The organism is Actinobaculum sp. 352, from assembly GCF_003957265.1.
GTDB lineage: Bacteria > Actinomycetota > Actinomycetes > Actinomycetales > Actinomycetaceae > Asp313.
Genome location: NZ_RQSN01000003.1, coordinates 1 through 23,352 on the forward strand (window position 1 = coordinate 1; position 23,352 = coordinate 23,352).

Here is a 23,352-nt window from a genome sequence, read left to right on the forward strand (position 1 = left end):
CGTACCGGACATCGTCTCGTTACCCGCACCATCTACACACGTGTAATCGAAACCGAAAGACTGCGGCGCAAACTGAGCACCATCACCATCGACCGTCTTAGCAACAGTGAACCCACCAACCAGACGCGTGTACTCATTGGTCACGGTCATCGGCAGCGTCTTATCCTTCTCGATCATCACAGTGGTCGAGGAGTACGACGTCGCCAATGCATATCCCTCGCGCTGTGAAGACTCCGCATCCTCGGTCAATGTGCACGTCGTACCAACTGGCAGACCATCTACCATCACCGCCGTGCCGTCAGCCGGAACGGACAACGATCCAGAGGTCTTATCGGCATCATCACACGTGTAATTCACCTTGAACGACTCCCCGGTGCCAGACGTGTAGTCACCAGTCACCTTCTTCGCCACAGAGAACGAACCACGATCACGCGTATAGGTATTCGTCGCTTCAACGGCCACGCTCGCGCCGTCGGTCACATTGACTGTAGCCGTATCGCCATCGACAGCCGCACCATCAACCGTCAACTTGGTAGTCAACTGCGTATTGGCAACGGATGCGTCCTTCTCCTTGACCGTGCACGAGCCGGTGGGAACATCGGCCACACTCGCCGAAGAGCCCGCCTGCACCGTCAAGGTACCGGAAACAGTTGCCACACCCGCAGCATCCGCACAGCTGTAGTCGAAATCGAAGGAGGCCGGCGCAAGCTGAGCACCATCACCATCCACCGTCTTGGCAACAGTGAACCCACCAACAAGGCGCGTGTACTCATTGGTCACGGTTACTTCCTGTGTCTTACACTTTTCGATCATCACCTTGTCTGACGAGTACGACACGTCCAAAGCGTATCCGTCCCGCTGTGCGGAAGCCTCATCCTCAGCAACAGTGCAGGAGGTGCCCGCAGGCAGCCCATCTACTGTAACCGCTGTTCCGTCGGCGGGGACATTGAGCGTTCCCTCCGTCTTATCGGCATCATCACAGGTGTACTTCACCGTGAAGGAATCTCCCTCAACCGGAGTGTACTCGCCGGTAACGGCCTTCTTTACTGAGAACGAGCCGCGCTCGCGCGTGTACGTGTTGGTCGCTTCCACAACAACGGCCGAACCGTCGGTCACATTGACTGTAGCCGTATTGCCATCGACAGCCTCACCATCGACCGTCAATTTGGTAGCCAACTGTGCACCATCGACCCCTGCACTCTTTTCTGAAACAGTGCAGGTACCGGTTGGGATGTCCTCAGCAGATGCCGACTCCCCATTCTGAACCGTCAGAGTTCCTGAGGCAGTCTCTTTACCAGCAGCATCTATACAGGCGTACTCAAAATCGAAGCTCGCCGGAGCAAGGTCGGCCGCATCGCCTGCAACCGTCTTCTTCACTGAGAATCCACCACTGAGGCGCTTGTAGTCGTTCGTGAAGGCGACCTCAACGGGCGAGGTCGCATCCGAGATTTCTACCGTCTGCGCTTCCGGCACATCTAGCGAGTACTCGGCAAGTTGGGCAGAACTCGCGTCCTCAGTGATCGTACACGTGGTACCCAAGGCGAAGTTCTTATCGGACTTGACCGCATTACCGTCACCCTTAACCTTCAGAGAGCCAGTCGAACCGTCAGAACAGGAGTAATCGAAGCTGAACTCCTTACTCACTGCTTCCGCACTACCTGTCACGGTTTTCTTCACCGCGAAAGTGCCCTGCGGCGCCGTCGTGTTGGTCAACGTGACAGCCGTCGAAATCTGATCGCTGATCGTCAGCGTGTTTGTTGTGGAGCTGCCGATTGTGAACACCGGCGTACCCCACGAAAGTCCACTGGCGTTCTCCGAGTTCGGATCCTCCGAGAGCGTGATCTTCGTACCCTGCGGGAAGGTGCCGTTGAACGGTACCTTCTGGCCAAGAATCACGGTCATCGTCGTAGTACCCGTTAAGCCGTCTGCGTTCAACGTACCGGGAGCTTCCCAATCTGCGTAATTCGAGGCAGCAGCCGGAAGTTCATATTCCACGTCAACCGTGAACTCGGTGTTAGCAGGAACGGTGGCTGCTCCTGCACCGGTGGCGAGCTTCGTGATATCGAACCCGCCATAGCCAGCCTTCATATTAACCGTGATGGAGAAGGACTCGACGAAGGTGCGCGAGCTCTCACCCTGCACTTCGGTGCCGGTGATAGTTGCCTCGTTGTCGTACACGACACCACGAGTCACCTCACCACCCTCGAAATTACACCAGTAGACAACCGAGTAGTTCGAGTTCGGCAGAAAAGGACCGGTCACCTTGATCGTGGCGACCCTGCCGGTTGCGTCGATTTCCACATCCATATCGAAATCGCCCCAGGTGAGGCTGCGATCATTGCCGGTGGCATCGGTCAGCGCGTTGAGGGTGATAACAGAGTCTTGTCCCTCGGTGCCGCGATAGTAGAGAATCCACTCCCTGAACGTGGCGGGATCGAAGTACAAGCCCTCACCGAGAGTATCCGTGATGGTGATGGTTTGCCGACTTCCGTCGAGAGGGAGCCCTGCCTGCTGGGTCAGATACTCCGTGCCGAAGTTCAACCCCCACTGCATCTTGCTGCCATCGCTCAGAAGGCCGCCGGCCCACTTGTCGAACCTGAACTTCGAGAACGGCGTACCGATAACCTCACCAATACCACCGGTATCCGGCAGATCAACAGAGGTCACGCCGTTCGTGGTGATATCGGCAGTCTCTGAGTCAGTCGCCACCAATACGCGCAGCATGGCCGATCCGGTTCCACTGATAGCGGTGAAACCCGAGTTTTTCAGTTCCTCGGCCTTCTCATTGAAGGTGCACACGACGGTGGTCCGCGTGAGATCGCAAGTGCCGATCTCGACCTGCTGACCGTTGTAGGTCACCGTCATCGGCGTGCTCTTCGGATACTCCAGGTTCCGGAAATAGCTGCCGAGGTCGATAGTGAAGGAATCACCATCCTTCACATCGGCACTCGACGCATCCCAGGAGAAGTCGAGACGCGCATAGTCTTCAACACGCAAGCCTCCACCTTGTGGATTGCCATTGCTATCGGTCTTGGTCAATACGAGGTCACTGACCTTGATGTTTGGGTTGTCGGCCGCCTGAGCGGGCGCCACAATGCCGATTTGCGTGCAGAGCATTGCGACGAGCGCCGTGAACGCAAGCACGAGTCGGCGATACCGCCGCCCGTCTGGTGCGGCCACACGAGTGTGCCCAGTCATCCATTCCTCCTGAGGATTGTGTGTCAACTGTTCACCGCACCGTGGCTCCGGGCGTGACCAGAGCGCATGGTGACAGAAAACTTATCCTTCTTTGCTGATCGAACCTAGCACAGGGCGGGAGAGGACGCCGCGATTCGCGTTATTTCGCCACTTTGTCAGCCTTCACGGCGACAATTCTCCAATTGTGAGCACATAGACTCTGCCGTGAGTCTCCTCGCAGGTCACGGGCGCGCACATTTCGCCTTTTGCCCCGAAAGTGTCACAGGTGATCACATAACCCAACCGATAGACGTGACGAATCTCTCAGTCTTGCTGCCACGCCGTCCACAGGCGGGCATACTCCCCACCACTAACGACGAGTTCATCATGGCTACCAAGTTCAACAAGATAGCCGTCACGCATCACAGCAACTCGGTCTGCGTCATGTGCTGTGTAGAGCCGGTGTGCAATGGAAATAACGGTGCGTCCCGCCAGCACATTAGCCAGTGATTGTTCCACCGAACGCGCCGCCGTGGTGTCCAGTAACGACGTCGCTTCGTCCAGAATCAGCACCTTCGGGTCCAGAAGCACGATTCGCGCCAGGGCAATCTGCTGCGCCTGTGCCGGGGTAAGCCGTTTTCCGCCAGAGCCGACGACGGTCTCCAGGCCGTCCTCCAGTTCAACTAGCCACGTCGCATTCACACTGGCCAAAGCAGCGCGTAATTCGTCGTCAGTGGCATCCGGCTTTGCAAAACGTAGATTATCGGCCACCGTACCAACAAAGACGTGGTGTTCCTGCGTGACCAATGCGACCGTCGAACAGAGTTGCGCTTCCCCGATGCGCGTGACCTGCGCACCACCCACCTGCACCGCACCTGAGTCCGGGGCATTAATCCCGGCGATGAGTCGGCCAAGGGTTGATTTTCCCGCTCCCGACGGCCCAACAATGGCCAAGGTCTCACCCGGCCGCACATCAAGATCAACACCGTGCAGCACCTCCTCTCCATCGCGGTAGGAGAAATGCACGTCGCGGCAGGCCAGATCCGCTCCACGCGGCTCCTCGACGTCGTCGGAAACGGATTCGGAGGGAACCATGTCTACGCCGAAAATCCGCGCGAAGGATGCCGAGGAGAACTGCAGTTCGTCCATCCACCACCCCAGCTCCCACAGGGGGCCGCGCAATTGTTGCGTATACAGCGCCACTGCCGTTACCGCCCCCAGAGTGGTGACGCCACGTCCCATCAGGTAGGCGCCCCATGCGATCACGAGGAGGATCGGCAGTGACACAATCAGTTGCACCGCCACGATGAAGACGCTCCTGATCCACCCCGTGTACCGTTCATTGCGCCACAGCTCACGGATCAATACGCTCATACGCGAAACACGCATTTCTCCGAGCCGGAGAGAGTCAACTGTGCCGATCTGTTCGACTGTCTCGGACACCGTGCCCGATACCCCGGACCACAGGGCCGACGCCGCCAGATAGGCGGGAATGGAACGCCGGGTGTACCAGCGTATGGCGAGCCACATCGGAATAATCGGTACGACGACGAGGAAGCCGACCTGCGGCTCCGCGAGAACAGCGGCTCCCATTGTTACGAGGATCGTCAGCACCAGAATGAGAAAGCGCGGGATTCCCCGGTGCACGAAGGTCTGTACGCGATCAATATCATGCGTTGTCCGCCCGAGCAGGTCGCCGGTTCCCGCCGACTCCACAACCGAAATCGGCAGATGCGTGACCCTATTGACGACCCCGTTGCGTAACTGCGCGAATATCAGTTCGCCCAACACCAGGCTCTGATAGTTGCCGAAGTAGGCGAGGATTCCTTGAATCACCACCACGGCGAGCAGCAGGGCGATAAGGCGCTGGATATACCCCGGCGTCGTTCCGCTGGAGACCGCATCAATAGCGCGGCCAATAACCTGCGGTGCTACCACCGAGGCCAGAGCAACCAGGAGTTGCAGGCCGATAACCAGGCAGAATCGCCCGCGATGCTGCGCAACGAGGCCACCCAGCCTGCGCGATACCGTGCGGGAATCAGCGGTAGGTAGTCTCATGCGTCATCTCCTGGATACTCCGTGGTCGGCGCCGATTGATCATTGATATTCCCGGGCGGTGGCTCGTGAGTCACAGCGCGGTCTAGCGGCTGGGAAGCTGTAGCTAGGGTTACCGGTTGATTCTTAGATGCGGCGGACTGCGTTCGCTCACCGCGGTGCACGACGGCGACATACTCCGGGCTCTCAAGAAGCTGCCGGTGGGTGCCGCGCGCAACTTCTTTCCCATCCCGCACTAGGACGACTTCATCGCAATGGTTCAGCAACAGGGGCGACGTCGTCACCAGTACCGTGGTCCGGCCAGATCGGGCCTCAGCCAGATTCGCGGCAATTCGCGCTTCGGTATGCGAATCGACGGCGCTGGTCGGCTCCACCAGGATGACGATGGGCGGCTCCTGATATAGCGCACGAGCGAGGACGGAACGCTGCCGTTGACCGCCGGAGAGAGACCTCCCTCGCTCGGCGATTTGGCCATTAAGCCCTTCCGGCAGCGACTCGAGAACGTCATCGGCATGGGCGGTGCGAAGCGCCGCTAGCAATTGCGCGTCGCCCTCGGTTTCGCCCGACTCGGTGAAGAGGGGCCTGATGTCTCCATCCGGTGCCAGGGTGTCCTCGATCTGTTGACGTATGTCGCGCGGCTCAATGTAGGGAGCACTCGGACCGAGCAGCCCGGATCGCAGAGTGCCGGTGAATAGTTCGGCGATCGGCCCAACGTATACGATGCCGCGGCGGACTTCATCGACCGGATAACGACGGATGTCGACGCCGTCCGCGCGGACCTCATCCCGATCATCCCGGCGGGAGAGCCGCGACGCGATGGTTCTTGTCTCCCCGGATGCGGCAGACACCAAGGCCGTCATCACACCGGGCCGGACCGCCACGCCGCTGGCCAGATCGGTCAACGTCACCACACCCCAGTCCGGAGCGGGGAGCGATGTGCGGGCGGGGTCAGGGGCGCGGCCAGGGGCTAGGTCAGAGGCGGCGCCGGGGGTACGGCCGGGGGCTCGGCCAGAGGGGGCGCCAGTAACGCTCCCGCGCTCACCTGCATCTTCGCCGCCGACCCTCGCCTCGCTGCCCGAGTTCCGCTCGTCATTGGGCCAAGGTCCGTCGTCGCTGGCTTCGTGCTCGTCGTCGGCCTGGCGCTTGCCGATGCTGGCTTGGCGCTCGTCGTCACCAGCTAACGGCTCACCCTCAAATACGCGCGAGAACTTCTTCGCCGCAACCCAAGCGCGAGAGGTGATCTGAATCATCTGCGAAATCAAGCCGATTGGCATGGAAAGGAACGCCGTGTAACCATAAAAGGCGACCAGCTCTCCGGACGTCATGCTCCCGAGGTAGGTCATCCACAGCCCGCCACCGACCACAATCGCCGTGAATAGCGCCGGCCCCGCCGTTTGGATGGCGTCGAGCAGCGCCCGTGGCCGCGCGGCGCGTATACCAGCCTCCTGCACAGCCCGCGACTGCTTGACGTACGCCTCGTTGTAGCGGTCTTCCCCACCAACGCCGCGCAGAACGCGCAGTCCCACGATGGCATCGGAAGCTAGCGCCGTCAGTTTTCCCTGTTCCTCACGCTGGGCGGCAATCCGCTCTTGCAACGGCTTGATAATGCGAGAAATGCCGTACAAGAGCAGTGGCATGCCAATAATCACGAACAGCCCTAACGGCAGAGATACCCGCAGCATCAACACCGCGACAACGGCGAACGCCGCAAGGGAACTGACCAGTTCGGGTATCCATTCCAGCAAAGCGCCCAGTTTATTGCTGTCGCTGGTTACCACTGCCACAAGATCGCCAGAGGGCATCTCTTGCGACGTCGTCGTGCGGCGCATGAATACCTTGCGCATCAGAAGACGCACCGGATCCCATGTACCGCGCAGCCAAATTGCTGTTTGCGGCGTTTCTGCCAGGCCACCGAATGCCGCAAGCAGAACAATGCCCACGAAAACGAGAGTGGGTGGCACGAGTGCCGCCGTCAGTCCATGGTGCATATCCGAGTCGAGTAGGGTCCCAATCGCCCACGGAACAAGGGCCATGGAGATGTAGCTCATCGCGAGTACCGTGCTGCACAGCACGATGGGTTTCAGGTTGCGGCGCAGCAGCGCGCGGATGAGGGCACGCGGCCCGGAGGGAAGCTCCGGCACAGGATCGCGGTGCTCCACCGGCTCACGCATGAACTCGGGCCAGCGCTGCGGGTGCCAGCCAACGTGTAGGTGGCGGTCGCGCTGGGTGCCCGGAGGAGTCTTTGCACTGTCTGCGCGGTTCTGCTGGATGCCCGCATCGCGCACGCGGGCAGCGTCGCCGAAAAGATCGTTGTCTCGGTATGACATCTTCTACCTATCTCTGGCCGACCTAACTGGTCGACCCCTATGGCATGCCGCAGGTAGGCTGCATCGCGCTGCCCGGCGCTCAACTACTTTTGCATGGCTACTCCAGGTGCAGACCTGGAGTTGTCAACAAAATCGGTAAAGAAGTGTCATGGTGCAAAGTGTAGCAGAATGCTCTGCGACGTGTCGCTGGTGCGTGCCGCGGTGATACGAGCTACAACTCCCGTATTCTGGTCGCCGCGTTTCGCTCGAATGGCCCCTTGCCACGGCAACGCTTGTTGGCGGCGTCGCGGGCAACTTAGGCCCTGCTCTGGTCCGCCGCGTCACTCACAACCTCGACCACCGCTCGTCAACATTGTCTCTCGCCGACATCGTCGTAAACCTCGCCGCCGTGGCGACCTATGCTGCGGCAGCCCCCGCCGCAGCACCCGCTCTCTCCAGACCGGCAAGAACGTCCGCTACCAGATCATCCGCGTCCTCGATCCCCACGCTCAGTCGCAGCAGGCCAGGCGTCACACCGGCTGCGGCCTGCGCCTGGGCATCCATCGCCGCGTGCGTCATGGAGGCAGGATGCGCCACAAGAGACTCCACTCCACCCAGAGACTCAGCCAGGGAGAAATGCTCCAGTCCGGTGAGGAAGGCCTCCACGGCGGCCTCGCCGCCGACAAGCTCGAAGGAGACCATACCTCCGTAGCCCTGCTGCTGCGCCGTCGCTAACTCATGGTCAGGACTATCGGAAAGGCCGGGATAGTAGACTGCAGATACTTCTGGCCGCCCCGCCAAAGTCTCCGCAAGAACGCGCGCATTGCTCTGGTGCACGTTCAAGCGCGCCCGCAGGGTCCGCAGGCCACGCAGAGTGAGATACGAATCGAACGGACTGCCCGTCACTCCTAGCACATTCGCCCACCAGGCCAGGCGCTCGGCGTCCTCCGCAGTCTTCGCCACAACGGCACCGCCCACCACGTCGCTATGCCCGTTGATGTACTTCGTGGTGGAGTGCAGCACGATGTCACATCCGAGTTGCAACGGTTGCTGCCCGAGTGGTGAGAGGAAAGTATTGTCGGCGACGACGACGGCGCCCACCTGCTTCGCGGCCGCGGCCGTCGCGCGTATATCGGTGATGCGCAGCAGCGGGTTGGAAGGCGTTTCAATGAAGACCACTGCGGGCCGCTGCTCAGTGATGGCCGACACCGCCGCCGTTCCGGTCATTGAAACGAACTCAACGTCGAGATGGCGAGTTTCAGCCAATGTCGAGAGCAAACGCCATGTTCCTCCGTAACAGTCACATGGGGCGAGTACCTTCTGCCCCGGCTTGACGAAGGTCAGAAGCGCGAGCGTAATCGCGGCAGTACCCGTCGCCGTAACAACTGCTCCTGCGCCGCCTTCTAAATCGGCTAGTGCCTCGGCCAGAATTGAACGCGTCGGATTGCCGCACCGCGTGTAGTCGTACTCGCGTTTGTTGTCAAATGCCTCGAAAGCGAAGTTCGTCGAGAGGTAGACCGGGGGTACCACTGACCCGTAGGCCATATCGTTCTCGAGTCCTGCTCGAACGGTTCGTGTCGTATGACCTGCCATGTCCATCCTCCTTTGTCTTTCGCTCGATGTCTGGACTATCGCGCATAGGCCACACACGGACTGGCACGGACTGGCGCTCCCACTGGCACAGACCATTTCGGTCCCCCTCTGCGGCACTGCCATCCGTTTCCATACGTTGTTCCAGCGTGTGCGGATACCCTGAGGATAAATCGAGGCCTGCGGTTTCGCGAGCACTGCCGCATCGTGGATGCCACGGGCGAACGACCGCGATTTGTGCTCAATCATGCCGGTCCCGTTACCCGGCCTGGCGGTCTCGCGTCGCCGGTCGGTCCCTTCCTGGTTCCCGGCGGTTCATTCCCTCCCGGGCCTGGCGGTTTATTCCCTCCCGCGCGCCCGGAGGTTCGCGTCCCGGGCATTCACTCTCCCTCCCGCGTTTCCACACGTTCACGGTCCCAACCGTTCACGGTCCCTGCGCTTCAGGTTGTCGACGGTTCACCTTCCCACGCGCCTGGACCTCATCCCCGGCCTGGCGGTCACGTATCGCCGCTCCGTCCGCTCTGTCGCCTTTTGCCCGGACGGCCTTCCGTCCGGCGCAGGGTCTCAAATGCCTGCCGACGGGCATAACACTGGGCAAACCGCCATGATCACCTCCGCATCTGCTACGGCCCGCCCATTGAATGCACCAACGGCATAAGTGTGCCAGTGACACGACCCGCATCCACATGCCTCTAGCGCTGCGCATGTCTGATCTCAGCAGGGTCCATCCGCCCAAGTTCCGCAGGTCAGTGGGGGTCTGCCGTTGCATAGTCAACTGCCGTGGGTCGGTCTGTCCGGGCGTGACCCCCACAGCGGTAGATCTGCCCTAACACGACCTACGCAGGGTAAATCCGCCCCAACACGACCTACGCTGGGCAAATCCACCCCCAACACGACCTACGCTGGGCAAATCCACCCCCAACACGACCTACGCTGGGCAAATCCACCCCCAACACGACCTACGCTGGGCAAATCCACCCAAATCCCCTCCGTGGCCTACTCGGCCAACCAGGCACTGGCGCTCCTTCGGTGGTACTTTGTCAAAATCCCGTCCAAACGGAGCCAAAGTGGAATCACTCCATTTAAAGAATGGTGGAATTCCGCGGATTTGAAGCGATGGACTTTTTGTGAACTCGTCGTTTGGACGGGATTTTGACACCACGCCGCTCACACATCCGGCCCGGTCCACCCACACCCGGTCCAACCCACACCCGGTCCACCCACACCCGGTCCGACCCAGATGAAGAGACCTTCACAGTAACGCCAGCGCCAGAGAAGCGCGATCTTGCTACTCACTGATCCAGCCACAACCCACCTGCCCGGCTTGACACCGATCCACCGGAACAATGGCGAATGCTCCGCCGATACTCACGATCAGTGAGCGCCGGGCACCGGACCATCGGAACAGCGCCGGTCACCATCTGGTAATCGTCTACTGGCCTTCATTCGCTTACATCCACACAAGGATTGCGGCCCATCCAACAAGTCGACGTATCCACAACCTCGATTCGTCCGCGCCTTTCCACAGGAATTCGCATCGCCTTTCTTTTAGGTCGCCGTCTTGCCAATCTCAAGTCATGACGCAAGACGATGACATTCTCGCTCGCATACGCAGTTGCCACGGCGCTGTGCGACTGCTTGAGCTCCAATTGGATCGCACAGAACGCCGCCATGTCGACCGCCTAGTAGGTGCTGGAGAACTGATCGCCTATCCTCGAGGAGTGGTCGGCTTGCTGGGCGCCGAGCGCCATGTAGTCCTTGCTCGCATACACGGCGGAGTCATCACCTGCCAGCATGCGGCTTACTACTACGGCTACCCCCAATCCTCATCGTGGAGTGTGGTACATATCGCCATACCACATGGCCGATACCCTCACGCTGGTGATCTGGGAGGCTACTTCTATCCTCACGCTCGAGAGATTGTCCATGTGGAACGCTCCCTTGAACTTCCGGCACCAACTGCCTATCCAGTGGCACCCGTCCCGCTCGTGCTCGCCCGCTTTCTGCGTTGCGATAACCGCCAGGAGGGTCCGCTCATGGCCTGCGACGCCGCACTACACCAGTCGCATACCACAGCCGCCGCTATTGCCGCGCTATTACGCGGTCCCGGCTCCCGGCAGGCTCGCGATAGGCTCTCTCTGGCTAGTGCACGTGCGCGCTCGCCCCTGGAAACAAAGGCTCGGCTTCAGTTTCATGATGCGGGCATCAACTTCGCCGACGGCGTGCAGATTCCGGGCGTCGGCGAAGTTGATTTCGTGATTGAAGGCTGGCTGGTGGTCGAGGTTGACGGCTACAGCTATCACAACGACGACTATCAGTTCGCTGCAGATCGTTGGCGCGACCGCGAACTCTTCAAACAGGGTTATCGCGTTGCTCGTTTCACGCGGCAAGAAGTCGAGAACGGACTGATCGTATCGGAGGTCAAGGAGATTCTCGCTTCGCGCTACAACACTCAGCCAACTTAGTGAGCAGTATGGAGTATTTCACGCGAGGTGTGATCACCTAAGTACGGCCTGAGCGAGCCGACCGGTTGGTCAGAAAACCTGGAACACCCCGTTGTAGAGTGCAGTGTTCGAGGAGGCTTCACGGAAGGTCACTCCTCTCGACATCATCGCGTCGGAGGGCTCCGTCGAAGCGTCAGAACGCCGCGACTCCATCACGGATAGCAACTCCTCCTCGACCTCAAAACCCAGTCATCACGAGACTAGATCGAGAGGACCGGCCCGCAACTCCTCCTCGACCTCAAAACCCAGTCATCACGAGACTAGATCGAGAGGACCGGCCCGCAACTCCTCCTCGGCGTGAGAACCCAGTCCACCCTTTCTCAGAGTCGGAGGAGCCTGCCGCTGTGGCGCCTGCCGCGACTGTCTAGACCCGAAAGATCAACACTGTGAGGGAGGTCCCGACCGTTAGAGGTGTTGCTTCGTCGGGTTCGTCCAAATCCGCTCCGTGGTGTGCTGTTCCGACCAGGCCCTGGTGCTCCTTCTGTGGTACTTTGTCAAAATCCCGTCCAAACGAAGGCAAAGTGGAATCGCTCCATTTAAAGAATGGTGGAATCATGCGGATTTGAGGCGATGGCCCTTTCGATAACTCGTCGTTTGGACGGGATTTTGACACCCATCGGAGCATCAGATCGCATGGCCCGGTCATGGTCGCATCGGCAGACCCAAGCATGAGCCCGGCGCCGCACTCGGCGCTGGGACACACCAGACCGCTAGAGCGTGACGGGCCCCGGCGAGAAAGAGCATGCCGACAACCCAACCATGAAACGGACAACAAACTCCACACTAGAACACACCACACCACTAGACCCTGACGGGCCCCGGCGAGAAAGACCATGCCGACAGACCCCGGCATGAGGCGGGCACCGCACTCGGCACTGGGACACACGAAACCGCTAGAGCATGACGGGCCGGGCAAGAAAAACCATGCCGACAACCAGACCACAAAGCGGACAGCTTCTCCGGCCTTAAAGCCGCTTCTCGTTGCGTTCATAACCAGCTGGACGGAACACAGGCATGAAAAGTGGTTTAAGCAGGAGCTAATGCGTCTGAACTTGATTGACGGTCCGGCCGTAGGCGGGCTTGGCAGGTTACTAGTACCAGGTGATCAACTCACCGGTGCCAGATGATCAACCGAGATGAATGGTGCTCAAGGGGGGAGTTGAACCCCCACGCCCTTTCGGGCACACGGACCTGAACCGTGCGCGTCTGCCTATTCCGCCACTTGAGCTCGAACGCACCGCACTTGCGGGCTAGCCGCCTCTGAATGCGTTTTCAGCATGTATCAGCTTAGTGGGGACCGGTTCTAATTCCAAGTCGATGCAGTGTGGAGCCGCCCACGAAGAACGGCCATCTGACCCAAGTGTGGCCACACCGAATTGAACGGAACTTTTCCCGCGTCGGCACTCCCGCGTCAGCACGAGGCGCGAGTGACACCGCCCACATTAATTTCGCCATTGCTCCTGATAGGCACGGTGCCGTCTGGCATGGAACCTCATCAGAAAGGTAACAGCGCGATAACAAGGATGCCAAAAGCATCAACGAACCCGTAAGGTGTGATAGGTGGACTTTGCTTCACCGGAAGGATGCAGGGTTTCGCTGCTGGTCAGCGGACACTTCGCAGTCGCACGAGGTTTGTGCCCTTTGACGGCTCCTCGCTGAGAGCACTCCCGTCGAGAGACCGGTTCAGCCGCTCAGCGGCACTCGCTAGCAGGCAGGCGCCGCCCTCAGCGGCTCGCCTCGCCCTCAGCGCCTTGCCTCGCCCGCAGCGGCCGTGTATCCAGCCGGGGAAGAGTCCTCTCCCCGATGAGCCGGGATGGCGCCACTTCGGTTCCGCCGCTCAAAGAGGATAAAGTGTCATCGGCCGGAGGTGGTACATGGTTGTCAGCACAGGTGAGACCGAGTTGTCAGCACAGGTGAGACCGAGCACCGTGATGCGACCGTGCTCTCTGGTCGAACGGCGCACCGTGATCACTACAGGTGCGAGGTGCAGGAGGTAAAGCGTGGGTGCTTTCGATAAGTTCGAGAAGGGCGTCGAGAACGCCGTGGCCAACGCCTTTTCGCGTGCCTTCCACTCGGAGCTCAAGCCGGTGGAGATCACATCGGCCCTGAAGAAGGCCATGGATAAGAATGCGGCCGTTATGAGCCGTCAACGCACCATCAGCCCCAACGACTTCACAATCGCACTATCCGCCGCCGACTTCAGAAACGTTGACGATTGGGGGCAAGACGCCTTCGCCGAGGAACTCATCCGCTCCGCCACCGAGTACGCCACCGACCAGGGCTACACCTTCCTCGGACCCATCTTGATCCGCTTTGAAGAGGACGCCTCTTTGAAATCCGGCAACCTCCATATCACTTCGTCCACGAAACGCGGCGCCGTGGCACCGGCAACCTCCAATGCAGCTTCTACCGAGCACCCCATCATCGAAATCGGCTCGGAACGTTACCTCCTCACCGGCGATGTCACGGTGATCGGACGCGGTTCCGATTGCGACATCACTATTGATGACTCGGGCATCTCACGCCGTCACCTGGAACTACGCGTGACGCCAGGCGGTGTTATCGCCACCGATCTCGGATCGACCAACGGAAGTTTCGTCGAAGGGCACCGTATTTCCGCCGCCACCTTGGTGGATGGCAATACAATCACGGTTGGACGAACACATATCATGTTCTGGACCAGCCCGGAGGACGAATGAGCACCCTAGTCCTAACCCTGCTGCGCTTCGGTTTCCTCGCTCTGCTGTGGTTGTTTGTATTCGCCGTGGTAATCACGGTGCGCAAGGACGTTTACGGCAGCCAAGTGCGTGACCGACGGCGTCGCGTCCCGCGCCGTGACTCCGTGCCAGCCCCCACTCCCCAACCTCAAAAGTCAACTCCCCGCGCCCCGACCTTGGCTGTGACAGGCGGACCATTGGCCGGCACGACTCTGCCACTTGGGCAGGCATCCATCGTCGTGGGACGCTCACCCGACAGTGCACTCGTACTGGACGACACCTATTCGTCGTCGCGCCATGCCCGGATCTACCACAACGACGGTCAATGGTGGATCGAAGACCTCGACTCGACGAATGGCACTTTCGTCTCCGGCAAACGCATTAGTACCCCAACGCCGCTACCGCCGGGCGCGTCGATCGTTATCGGTAAGACCACGATGGAGTTACGCCGATGAGTGTGCAGCTTCGTTTCGCCGCATTCTCCGATGTGGGCCTTATCCGCAGCAGTAATCAAGACGGCGGTTATGCGTCGCCAAACCTACTTGTATTAGCCGACGGGATGGGCGGTGCCGCCGCCGGAGACGTTGCCTCCTCGGTCACCGTTGGCTACCTCGCCGCACTCGACGACGACGTCCACGGCGCCGATGATCTACTCCCGCTGCTCCGCGAGGCAGTCAATTCCGCTCATGAGGACCTCATGCAGCGCTCGGAGGACGACCCGGAACTGGCCGGATTGGGCACCACCTGTATTGCACTGCTGCGCTCGGGCAATAAACTCGCCATGGTCCACATCGGAGACTCACGGGCCTACCTGCAGCGCAACGAGAAGCTGACGCAGGTCACGCATGATCACACCCTCGTCCAATTCCTCGTTGATCGCGGCCAACTCACTCCGGAGGAGGCTGAGCACCATCCCAAGCGCAATGTGATTATGCGCGCGCTCGGCGATACACCCGGCGACGTCGAGTTGGACGAATCGGTACGCGAAGCGATTCCCGGAGACCGCTGGCTACTCTGCTCGGACGGCCTGTTCGGCGTCGTCTCCCATGAAACCATCAAACACACCCTGCGGAACTACCATGACCTGGCGTCTTGCGGCGAGCATCTCATTGAACTGGCCCTGGCCGCCGGAGCTCCGGACAATGTGACCGTTGTCCTCGGTGACATCGTTGACGACGAGAAGGCGGGACCAGCACAGAGCCAAGAGCCCATCATCGTGGGCTCCGCCGCCGTTGATCACCATCGTCCTACGCGTGGTGGAAATTCGGCGGCTGCCCGCGCCAATGTGCTTTCCTCCCCACCACGCACGGCCGATGAGGAAACAGACACGGAGCCGCTTGACGAAGAAGAGCACCACCGCTCGCGCATCCCGGCACGCATCGCCGCTCTGCTCGCGGTGCTTGTTCTGATCGGTGGCGCCCTCTTCGGCGGCTACCGCTGGACGCAAACCCAGTACTACGTCTCCAGCGACGCCGGATACGTGACGATCTTCCGGGGAATCCCGCAGACCCTCGGTCCAATGGCACTCTCCTCGGTCGTTGAACGCAGCGATATCCGCGTGGCAGATCTCCAACAGGTGGCACGGGAGAGACTGCGCACACCCATCACGCGTAGCTCACTGGCCGAGGCGCGCGAGATCGTTGACAACCTGGAAAGCCAGCTGGCACCCTCGTCCCAGCCGAGTTCCTCCGCGTCGCCGTCACCCTCCGCGTCGCCGTCGCCCGACCAGCAATTCACATGGGAGTCGTGGGGTATTGATCCCTCTCGACTCTTCGGGCGGGATGAGCCATGAGCGTCGTAACACAAACCCAGGCTCGTAAGGGGCGTATCCCCGAGCTGCTGCTACTCACACTTGCTCTGGCAATCGGCTTCATCGCCTACTATCTGGTGCATATCGGCACCGGCGGTACGGGGCTGCCAAGCAATATGACTGCGATGACGGTCCTCGCCGTTGTGATTGCAATCGGTGCCCATCTGATGATCCGGCATGTCGCTCCCTATGCCGATCCTGTCCTCTTCCCCTGTGCCCTCGCCTTGAATGGCGTCGGTCTAGCCATGATTTACCGGATCGATGTAGCCTCCGAATCCAACGATGTGCGCAACCAATTGATCTTAAGTGCCGTCGGCATGGTGTTCATGGTTGGAACCGTTGTGGTTTTGCGCGACCACCGGCTGCTACGCCGATTCACCTGGACCTCCTTAATCCTCGGCGTCGTTCTGCTTCTCCTGCCTCTTGCTCCCGGTATCGGAATTGGTTTCCAGGGCGCGCGCATCTGGATCCGCGTAGCCGGTTTCTCCTTCCAGCCCGCCGAAGTGGCGAAGATCTGCTTCGCCGTCTTCTTCGCCAGCTACCTCGTATCCGAGCGCGACAATCTTTCGCTGGCCGGCCCGAAGGTCCTCGGCCTGCATCTACCAAAAGCCCGGCACATGGTGCCCCTGCTGCTCGCCTGGCTGCTCTCCATGGGCACTCTGGCAGCCGAGAAGGACTTCGGTACGGCAATCCTGTTCTTCGGCCTATTCGTCGCCATGCTCTATGCGGCAACGGAACGGGTCTCCTGGATTATCATCGGTGCTCTCCTCACGGCAGGGGGCGTGGCGGCCCTGGTGGAAGCGATGCCGCATATTCAGGCACGTTTCACCATCTGGCTACACGCTCTGGACGCCGACGTATACGACGCCCAGTACGGCTCTTACCAGCTGGTCCAGGGCCTCTTTGGCATGGCCTCGGGGGGACTGTTCGGAACCGGGCTAGGCGAGGGATATCCGACTAAGTCGTATGCCGCCAACTCGGACTTCATCATGGCATCGCTGGGCGAGGAGATTGGGCTGGTCGGCATGCTCGCCTTGCTGTCGATCTACCTCCTGCTGGTTATGCGCGGCCTACGTACGGCTATCTTCCTGCGCGACGGTTTCGGCAAACTGCTCGCCACCGGACTTTCCTTCACCATTGCCATTCAGTGCTTCATCGTGGTCGGCGGTGTCACACGAGTCATCCCTTTGACCGGATTGGCCATGCCGTTCCTTGCGCACGGTGGTTCGGCACTGCTCGCCAACTGGATTATTATTGGCTTGCTTCTTAGAATTTCCGACGCCGCTCGGCGGCCGGCTGCTGCCGACCCGCTACCTCCGCAGGAGATTCTTGAGCAGATCCCCGAATACGAACAGGATGCCGACTCGTCCGAATCACCCGAGGACGAACCATCCGACTCACAGGAGACCCAGGTGGTGAACATCCGATGAACCGTCCGATTCGTCATCTCGCTACCCTTGCCACTGCGATGTTCGTGTGCCTGATGGTTGCGGCAACCTACATTCAGTTCTTCCAGGCTCCCCGGCTGAATGCGGACTCCCGTAATTCGCGGACACTGTACCGCGAATACGGCACAGATCGCGGTCCGATTATTGTGGATGGCGAAGCAATTGCATCGTCCTCACCGGTCGATGACCCCTACCAGTATCAGCGCGTCTATTCACAAGCCAGCAACTACTCGAATGTCACCGGCTACTTCTCAACCTCCTTCAATTCGATGACCGGCATCGAAAGAGCCGAGAACTCTGTTCTCGGCGGCTCGGACTCGTCGCTGCTGACCCAGCGTTTGGAAGAGCTTGTTACCGGCAAGCAGCCGCAGGGCGGCGGTGTGGAACTCACCATCAGTTCCAAGGCGCAGGAGGCCGCGATCAACGCCATGGACGGCCAGAAGGGCGCCGTCGTTGCCCTCGATCCAAAAACCGGCGCTATCCTCGCGCAAGTGTCCATCCCCACTTATGATGCGAATTCCCTGGCAACACACGATAAAACAGCCGCCAGCGAGGCATGGGACGCTCTTTCCAACGACCCGAATAAACCTCTGGTGGACCGCACAATCGGTGGTGATCAGTACGCGCCCGGCTCCACATTCAAGATGTTGACCGCCACCGCGATGCTGGAGAAGAATCCTGACATGACGCCGGACACCTTGGTGGAAGCACCAACCAGTTACACCCCTCCGGGTACCTCCCACAGCATTGAGAATCCCGGTGAGGCCGTGTGCGGCGATGGTTCCGGCCGGGTCACGCTGCGGCAGGCCTTCGTGCAGTCCTGCAACACCGCCTTTGCGATCGGTGGCGTCGAAGTAGGAGCGGAAGATATGATGGCGCAGGCCGAACTCTTCGGCTTCGGCGATACGATTCAGACCCCGCTGCGAGTATCCGCCTCTCGCTTCCCGGAGCCCGAATCAACAGCTGCGCTGGCCATGGATTCCTTTGGCCAGCAAGACATCCGGGTCACACCCATGCAGATGGCTATGATCGGGGCGGCAATCGCGAACGACGGCGTGCTGATGAAGCCCTATCTGGTACAGCGGACCCTGACGGCAGATCTGGAAACGCTGAGTACAAGCAAACCGCAGGTGTATTCACAGCCCATGAGCGAGCAAACTGCGGATTATATGACCGAGATGATGGTCGATGACGTCAACTCCGGCACGGGTTATCGGGCCGCGATTGACGGCATTGAGGTGGCAGGTAAGACGGGCACTGCCGAGATCAGCTCGTCCACACCCCCACACACCTGGTTCGTTGCATTCGCACCGGCGGACGATCCACAGATCGTGGTTGCGGTTGTTGTGGAAAATGCCGGCAACGCCGGTTGGAGTGGCGACGGCGGGTCGGTGTCCGCACCAATCGCCAAACAAGTCATCGAGGCGTATCTCAACCAATGAGTGAGGCGGAGTGAAGCGGTATGACCAACGATTTACGGCAGAATATGGCCAAGAAGGAGGGGTGACGCGACATGCCTGATATTCCCCGCGTCCTCGGTAAACGCTATGAAGTGGGCGACCTCATCGGTAGAGGTGGCATGGCTCAGGTACATCTGGGCTATGACACACGCCTGTCGCGTACGGTTGCCATTAAGGTGCTGCGTACCGACTTGGCGCAGGATCCGATGTTCCTGGCCCGGTTCCGCCGTGAGGCACAGTCTGCTGCGGCACTGAACCACCCGTCGATTGTGGCCGTGTATGACACCGGCGAAGAGCAGGTTTCCACCGAGACGGGTAAAGCGATCTCCTTGCCCTACATTGTCATGGAGTACGTCAAAGGGCGCACCGTCGCGGCTTTGCTGGCGGATGGCGACCCGGTGCCGATCGGTGAGGCAGTGCAGATTGTGGTAGGCGTGCTCTCCGCCTTGGAGTACTCACATCACGAAGGTATCATTCACCGGGACATTAAGCCGGGCAACGTGATGATCACGCCGGATGCCAAGGTGAAGGTGATGGATTTCGGGATCGCCCGGGCCATTGCGGACTCTGCTGCCACCATGACGCAGACGAATTCGGTGGTGGGCACCGCACAGTATCTTTCGCCTGAACAAGCCCGCGGCGAAGTGGTGGATGCACGCTCCGATCTGTACTCCACCGGTTGCCTGCTCTACGAACTGCTGACTGGAAAGCCCCCGTTCTCCGGCGACTCCGCCGTGGCGGTTGCCTACCAGCATGTGTCGGAGACACCGAGGCCGACATCCCAGGTAGCACCCGACATTCCGGATGCCATTGATCGGGTTGTAATGAAATCCCTGGCGAAGCAGCGCGACGCGCGGTATCAAAGTGCGGCGGAGTTCCGTAACGATCTGCTCTCCGCTGCGCGGGGTGAGGGCGTTGACGCGCCCTCCGTGACTTCGTGGAATATGGCACCGGTGGCGGTGTTCCCGCCCACACAGGTGGCGCAGGCGGCTCCCACCACGGTGGATACCGCAACCCAAGCCGCTGCGGCCACCACCTACGCCCCGGCGCAGACCGGTACGCAGGAAGCTGTTGACGAGGAGAAGGAAAAGACCCGCCGGAAGAACCGTGCCATGATTTGGGGCGGCATCGCTTTGTTGGTGATCGCCTTGGTGGCGATCCTCTGGGCCGTTCTCTCCGGTCGCGATCCCGAGCCCACGCCGACGACGACCACGACGGCCACAGTTAGTCAGGTGGAGGTTCCCCGACTCACAGGCATGACTGAAAGGGAAGTCGAGAAGGCGTTGGAGGCAGCTGGTCTTGAGTTCCGTAAGGGCAACGATGTCGCTTCCGACACGGTCGAGGAAGGATTATTCGTCAGTTCTTCCCCGAGTCCCGGCGAGAGCGTTGATCCCGGCACTACCGTGACCGTGCATTTCTCCTCCGGCTCCTCCGCAGTGGAAGTGCCAGATTTGAGCGGGATGACGACGGAACAGGCGGCAAACCGTTTGCAGGAGTACGGTCTGACACTCGGCGGAACCACAACCGTTGATGACCCGAGCCAGTCCAAGGATCGTATCGTTTCACAGACCCCTAACGCGGGTGCGTCGGCCCAGCGTGGCGACTCGGTAACGGTGACTGTCGCCTCCGGAAATGTGATTGTGCCAACTTTGGTTGGCTTGTCAGAAAGTGACGCGACCGCAGCGTTGAATGCCTTGAATCTTAACGTGAATACACGCTCAGAGAAGGTCAGTGACTCCTCGCAGGACGGTAGGGTCATCAGTGCCAGCGCCAACGAGGGGGACACGGTTAGCCAGGGCAGCTCGGTGACCATTACCGTCGGGCAATACACCGAACCGTCTACCGAACCTGCGCCATCGGAGCCAACGGAGGAGCCAACATCCTCTGACGGGTAATGCGGTCGGCACTGAAAGCTCTTATCAGGTTCACGGCAGCCCGGTACGTCACTGATGTGCCGGGCTGCGGCGCATCCCCGGCAGCACTCAGTGCTCCCGCACCAGAGGCTTCTTTCCCTCCGCGAGCGCCAGCGCGTTGGTTGATCCACACAATGTCAACCAGTTGGCGAGCATGCGATGGCCACCCACCGTCATCACTGACTCCGGGTGGAACTGCACCCCCCACAGTGGAAGCTCCGTGTGCTCGAAAGCCATCACCACTCCGTCCGTCGTCGTCGCCGTAATACGCAGACAATCTGGGATGGTCTCCGGCACGACGGCCAAGGAGTGATAACGAGTAACACGCAGCGGGCTCTCCAGACCCGCGAAGACGCCCGTCCCATCATGGACTATTTCGGACGTCTTTCCGTGCATGAGCTCCGGGGCGTGGGCGACGGTCGCTCCGAATGCCTCGCCGAGGCCCTGTTGCCCCAGGCATACGCCAAGCATGGGTTTGTGCAGTCGTGCGCATTCGCGGATCACATCCGGCGCTTTGCCGGCGTCAGCCGGTGTTCCCGGGCCGGGAGACACCAGCACGCCGTCGGCGTCGGCAACGCTTGCGAGGTCGACGACGTCGTTGCGTACCACCGTTGTCTGCGCCCCGAGAAGCCGCAGGTAGTCGACGATGGTGTAGACGAAGCTGTCGTAGTTGTCGATAACGAGGATGTCAGTCATTCAGCCCACCGTATTGTCGAGATCGGGTAGGAAGGTATCAGCAGCCCACGGATACACCCAGGTGAACAGGGCCACCACAATTGCGGCGACGATGATAATGGCCTCCAGAGCCTTCAACCATCGCGGGCCAGGTAGATGCCGCCATATCGCTGCATACATTGTGATCCTTTCTCCGTGCCGCGAGTGTTGTTGTTCGGCCTGGCACTTGGTACTTCGCATCCTGCCCAAGCCGTTAACATCCACCGGGCCAGATATCTACTTCGCTAGCTCCTCGGGAATGCCGTCATCGCGTGCCACCCAATGATCATATTTCGCGTGGATGACCCACCGCTTGTCCGACACAAAGGGTGGATGGCAGGTGGTGATTGTCAGGTGGCGCTCGGTTGCCTCCGCCTCCAGATCGCCGGGAACCGGTGCGACTACCTCACCTTGCGAGGGCTCAACGATATACGAGTCGGTGACCTTGTAGATGAGGTATGCGTCCTCCGTTTCGACGATGATCGCGTCGTCAACCTGGAGCTGATCCACGTCGCGCATGGGTGCGCCGTACGTCTGGCGGTGAGCGGCAGTGGCGAAGTTACCGATCTCCCCCGGGTAGGCGGTGTCGGGGTAGTGCCCGAATGCTCCCGTATCCAACACGGTTTTCAGGCCGACTCCCTCTCGGATCGTGTCGACGTTATCCACTCCAAAACGCGGAATGCGCATTAGTCCGATCAGCGCGCCCTCATCGGTTGGATGTGGAACTGCGGGTGGATCGTCATAGCGCGGGGTACCAATTTTGACCGGCGCTTCTCCCCAGTCGTCCTGGATCTTCTCGATGGCGGCGGCCTGCTCCTGCTTGGCAACCACGTCTGTCCACCACAACTGCCACACGACAAATAGTCCGACGACGATGCCGACGGTGATCAGCAGTTCACCAAGAACGCCCAGCGCGCGCCAGAATAGGGAGCGCTTCTTCCTGGTCGAACGCTGCCGCGTTGGAGCGTGCATAGCTACGGTCTCCGGGAAATCAGCAGATGCGACGTCTTCGGAATACAGCGTCTCGTCGTCGCCGAAAAAGGCAGCCAGACCGCCTGTGGATTCGCCGCTCGCGGGTTCAACGTCCGCGGGTTCAACGCCCGCGGGTTCAACGCCCGTGGCCGCGGCGCTTGCGGGTTGGAGGCTTGCGGGTTCGCTCTCCGTCGCCCGCGACCAGCTCTCGTCAACTGCGGGCGAGCCGGTCGAGTCAGACGACAACGCGCCTCCCCGGTCGGACTTCTGACTGTGGCGTCCCATGAATGCACCCCTTTCGACGATAGCTACTAGACTAACGTCTTCCTTGATAGGCGGCATCCCGCCAGCATGTCGTCCCATCTATCCGGGGCCCAGGCATGGCTTGGCTGGGGGTAGACGCGGAATCGGTACCACACCGCCGAACCACTACCACGCCGCCGAATCACTCTCACATGGAATTGCTACCACGCGCGGCGGTTATCGCCCCGGCGCCCCCGCTTGCGGCAGGTCTGCCGACGGGCCAGGCAGCAGCTCGCTACGGTCCAGAGTAATCTGGCCGGTCCCGCTTGCTGCACCAGAGCGAGCCGAAAGGAGGTCGAGTCGCCTTCCTGGCGTATCCGCCTCGGCCGGAGAGCCTCCCGGATAGTCCCCGGGAGCAGCGCAGACGCCTGAACAGGCGATGT

14 protein-coding genes and 1 tRNA gene are annotated in these 23,352 nt (G+C 60.4%); 7 read left to right on the forward strand and 8 right to left on the reverse strand.

Annotation, left to right across the window (positions count from 1 at the left end; all coding sequences use genetic code 11):
• The 4 genes from EKN07_RS04175 to metB form a co-directional block, all read right to left on the reverse strand.
• On the reverse strand, positions 1 to 3,198 hold a 3,198-nt coding region (locus EKN07_RS04175), incomplete at its 3' end, for a DUF5979 domain-containing protein (protein ID WP_126145715.1).
• Positions 3,199 to 3,501: 303 nt separating this feature from the next.
• Complete coding sequence (locus EKN07_RS04180; RefSeq protein WP_126145716.1) at positions 3,502 to 5,235, reverse strand: ABC transporter ATP-binding protein; 1,734 nt, start codon at positions 5,233 to 5,235, stop codon at positions 3,502 to 3,504.
• The gene (locus tag EKN07_RS04185; protein WP_126145717.1) at positions 5,232 to 7,559 is read right to left on the reverse strand and encodes an ABC transporter ATP-binding protein; all 2,328 of its coding nucleotides are present in this window, start codon (positions 7,557 to 7,559) and stop codon (positions 5,232 to 5,234) included. Before EKN07_RS04185 ends, EKN07_RS04180 begins: the two co-directional genes overlap by 4 nt.
• Before the next feature lie 396 nt (positions 7,560 to 7,955).
• Positions 7,956 to 9,131, reverse strand: a complete 1,176-nt coding sequence (metB, locus tag EKN07_RS04190) for a cystathionine gamma-synthase (protein WP_205647271.1) — start codon at positions 9,129 to 9,131, stop codon at positions 7,956 to 7,958.
• Between the two features lie 1,574 nt (positions 9,132 to 10,705).
• Between metB and EKN07_RS04195 the strand changes: the two genes are divergently transcribed.
• Positions 10,706 to 11,593 (forward strand): DUF559 domain-containing protein, encoded by an 888-nt coding sequence (locus EKN07_RS04195; RefSeq protein ID WP_241228132.1) that lies wholly within the window; start codon positions 10,706 to 10,708, stop codon positions 11,591 to 11,593.
• A 1,180-nt stretch (positions 11,594 to 12,773) separates the two neighbouring features.
• On the opposite strand, the gene EKN07_RS04200 is transcribed toward EKN07_RS04195, so the two are convergent.
• Positions 12,774 to 12,860: transfer RNA gene (locus EKN07_RS04200), tRNA-Leu, on the reverse strand.
• A gap of 772 nt (positions 12,861 to 13,632) precedes the next feature.
• Here EKN07_RS04200 and EKN07_RS04205 point away from each other — a divergent pair.
• The 6 genes from EKN07_RS04205 (at position 13,633) to pknB (ending at position 20,962) form a co-directional block, all read left to right on the forward strand.
• Positions 13,633 to 14,331, forward strand: a complete 699-nt coding sequence (locus EKN07_RS04205; RefSeq protein WP_108714673.1) for a DUF3662 and FHA domain-containing protein — start codon at positions 13,633 to 13,635, stop codon at positions 14,329 to 14,331.
• A complete protein-coding gene (locus EKN07_RS04210) occupies positions 14,328 to 14,804 on the forward strand; it encodes an FHA domain-containing protein (protein WP_108714672.1) in 477 nt (158 codons plus the stop codon). The genes EKN07_RS04205 and EKN07_RS04210 overlap by 4 nt, the downstream gene beginning before the upstream one ends.
• A complete protein-coding gene (locus tag EKN07_RS04215) occupies positions 14,801 to 16,141 on the forward strand; it encodes a protein phosphatase 2C domain-containing protein (RefSeq protein WP_126145718.1) in 1,341 nt (446 codons plus the stop codon). The genes EKN07_RS04210 and EKN07_RS04215 overlap by 4 nt, the downstream gene beginning before the upstream one ends.
• The gene (locus tag EKN07_RS04220) at positions 16,138 to 17,589 is read left to right on the forward strand and encodes an FtsW/RodA/SpoVE family cell cycle protein (protein WP_126145719.1); all 1,452 of its coding nucleotides are present in this window, start codon (positions 16,138 to 16,140) and stop codon (positions 17,587 to 17,589) included. Before EKN07_RS04215 ends, EKN07_RS04220 begins: the two co-directional genes overlap by 4 nt.
• Positions 17,586 to 19,049: a penicillin-binding protein 2 gene (locus EKN07_RS04225; RefSeq protein ID WP_126145720.1), complete on the forward strand. Its 1,464-nt coding sequence runs from the start codon at positions 17,586 to 17,588 to the stop codon at positions 19,047 to 19,049. The genes EKN07_RS04220 and EKN07_RS04225 overlap by 4 nt, the downstream gene beginning before the upstream one ends.
• A gap of 71 nt (positions 19,050 to 19,120) precedes the next feature.
• Positions 19,121 to 20,962 (forward strand): Stk1 family PASTA domain-containing Ser/Thr kinase, encoded by a 1,842-nt coding sequence (gene pknB / locus EKN07_RS04230; protein ID WP_108714668.1) that lies wholly within the window; start codon positions 19,121 to 19,123, stop codon positions 20,960 to 20,962.
• A gap of 87 nt (positions 20,963 to 21,049) precedes the next feature.
• Here the strand turns inward: pknB and EKN07_RS04235 are convergent, their stop codons facing one another.
• The 3 genes from EKN07_RS04235 to EKN07_RS04240 form a co-directional block, all read right to left on the reverse strand.
• A complete protein-coding gene (locus EKN07_RS04235) occupies positions 21,050 to 21,676 on the reverse strand; it encodes an aminodeoxychorismate/anthranilate synthase component II (RefSeq protein ID WP_108714667.1) in 627 nt (208 codons plus the stop codon).
• Complete coding sequence (locus EKN07_RS12490; RefSeq protein WP_164505376.1) at positions 21,677 to 21,835, reverse strand: hypothetical protein; 159 nt, start codon at positions 21,833 to 21,835, stop codon at positions 21,677 to 21,679.
• A 96-nt stretch (positions 21,836 to 21,931) separates the two neighbouring features.
• The gene (locus EKN07_RS04240; RefSeq protein WP_241228133.1) at positions 21,932 to 23,008 is read right to left on the reverse strand and encodes a class E sortase; all 1,077 of its coding nucleotides are present in this window, start codon (positions 23,006 to 23,008) and stop codon (positions 21,932 to 21,934) included.
• Between the last annotated feature and the right edge of the window lie 344 nt (positions 23,009 to 23,352).

Bases quoted from the DNA above. Each gene is read 5' to 3' on its own strand.
- metB (WP_205647271.1), bottom strand. From the start codon at position 9,131: ATGGCAGGTCATACGACACGAACCGTTCGAGCAGGACTCGAGAACGAT.
- EKN07_RS04185 (WP_126145717.1), bottom strand. From the start codon at position 7,559: ATGTCATACCGAGACAACGATCTTTTCGGCGACGCTGCCCGCGTGCGC.
- EKN07_RS04195 (WP_241228132.1), top strand. From the start codon at position 10,706: ATGACGCAAGACGATGACATTCTCGCTCGCATACGCAGTTGCCACGGC.
- EKN07_RS04180 (WP_126145716.1), bottom strand. From the start codon at position 5,235: ATGAGACTACCTACCGCTGATTCCCGCACGGTATCGCGCAGGCTGGGT.
- EKN07_RS04240 (WP_241228133.1), bottom strand. From the start codon at position 23,008: ATGCCGCCTATCAAGGAAGACGTTAGTCTAGTAGCTATCGTCGAAAGG.
- EKN07_RS04225 (WP_126145720.1), top strand. From the start codon at position 17,586: ATGAACCGTCCGATTCGTCATCTCGCTACCCTTGCCACTGCGATGTTC.
- pknB (WP_108714668.1), top strand. From the start codon at position 19,121: ATGCCTGATATTCCCCGCGTCCTCGGTAAACGCTATGAAGTGGGCGAC.
- EKN07_RS04235 (WP_108714667.1), bottom strand. From the start codon at position 21,676: ATGACTGACATCCTCGTTATCGACAACTACGACAGCTTCGTCTACACC.
- EKN07_RS04210 (WP_108714672.1), top strand. From the start codon at position 14,328: ATGAGCACCCTAGTCCTAACCCTGCTGCGCTTCGGTTTCCTCGCTCTG.
- EKN07_RS04215 (WP_126145718.1), top strand. From the start codon at position 14,801: ATGAGTGTGCAGCTTCGTTTCGCCGCATTCTCCGATGTGGGCCTTATC.
- EKN07_RS04220 (WP_126145719.1), top strand. From the start codon at position 16,138: ATGAGCGTCGTAACACAAACCCAGGCTCGTAAGGGGCGTATCCCCGAG.
- EKN07_RS12490 (WP_164505376.1), bottom strand. From the start codon at position 21,835: ATGTATGCAGCGATATGGCGGCATCTACCTGGCCCGCGATGGTTGAAG.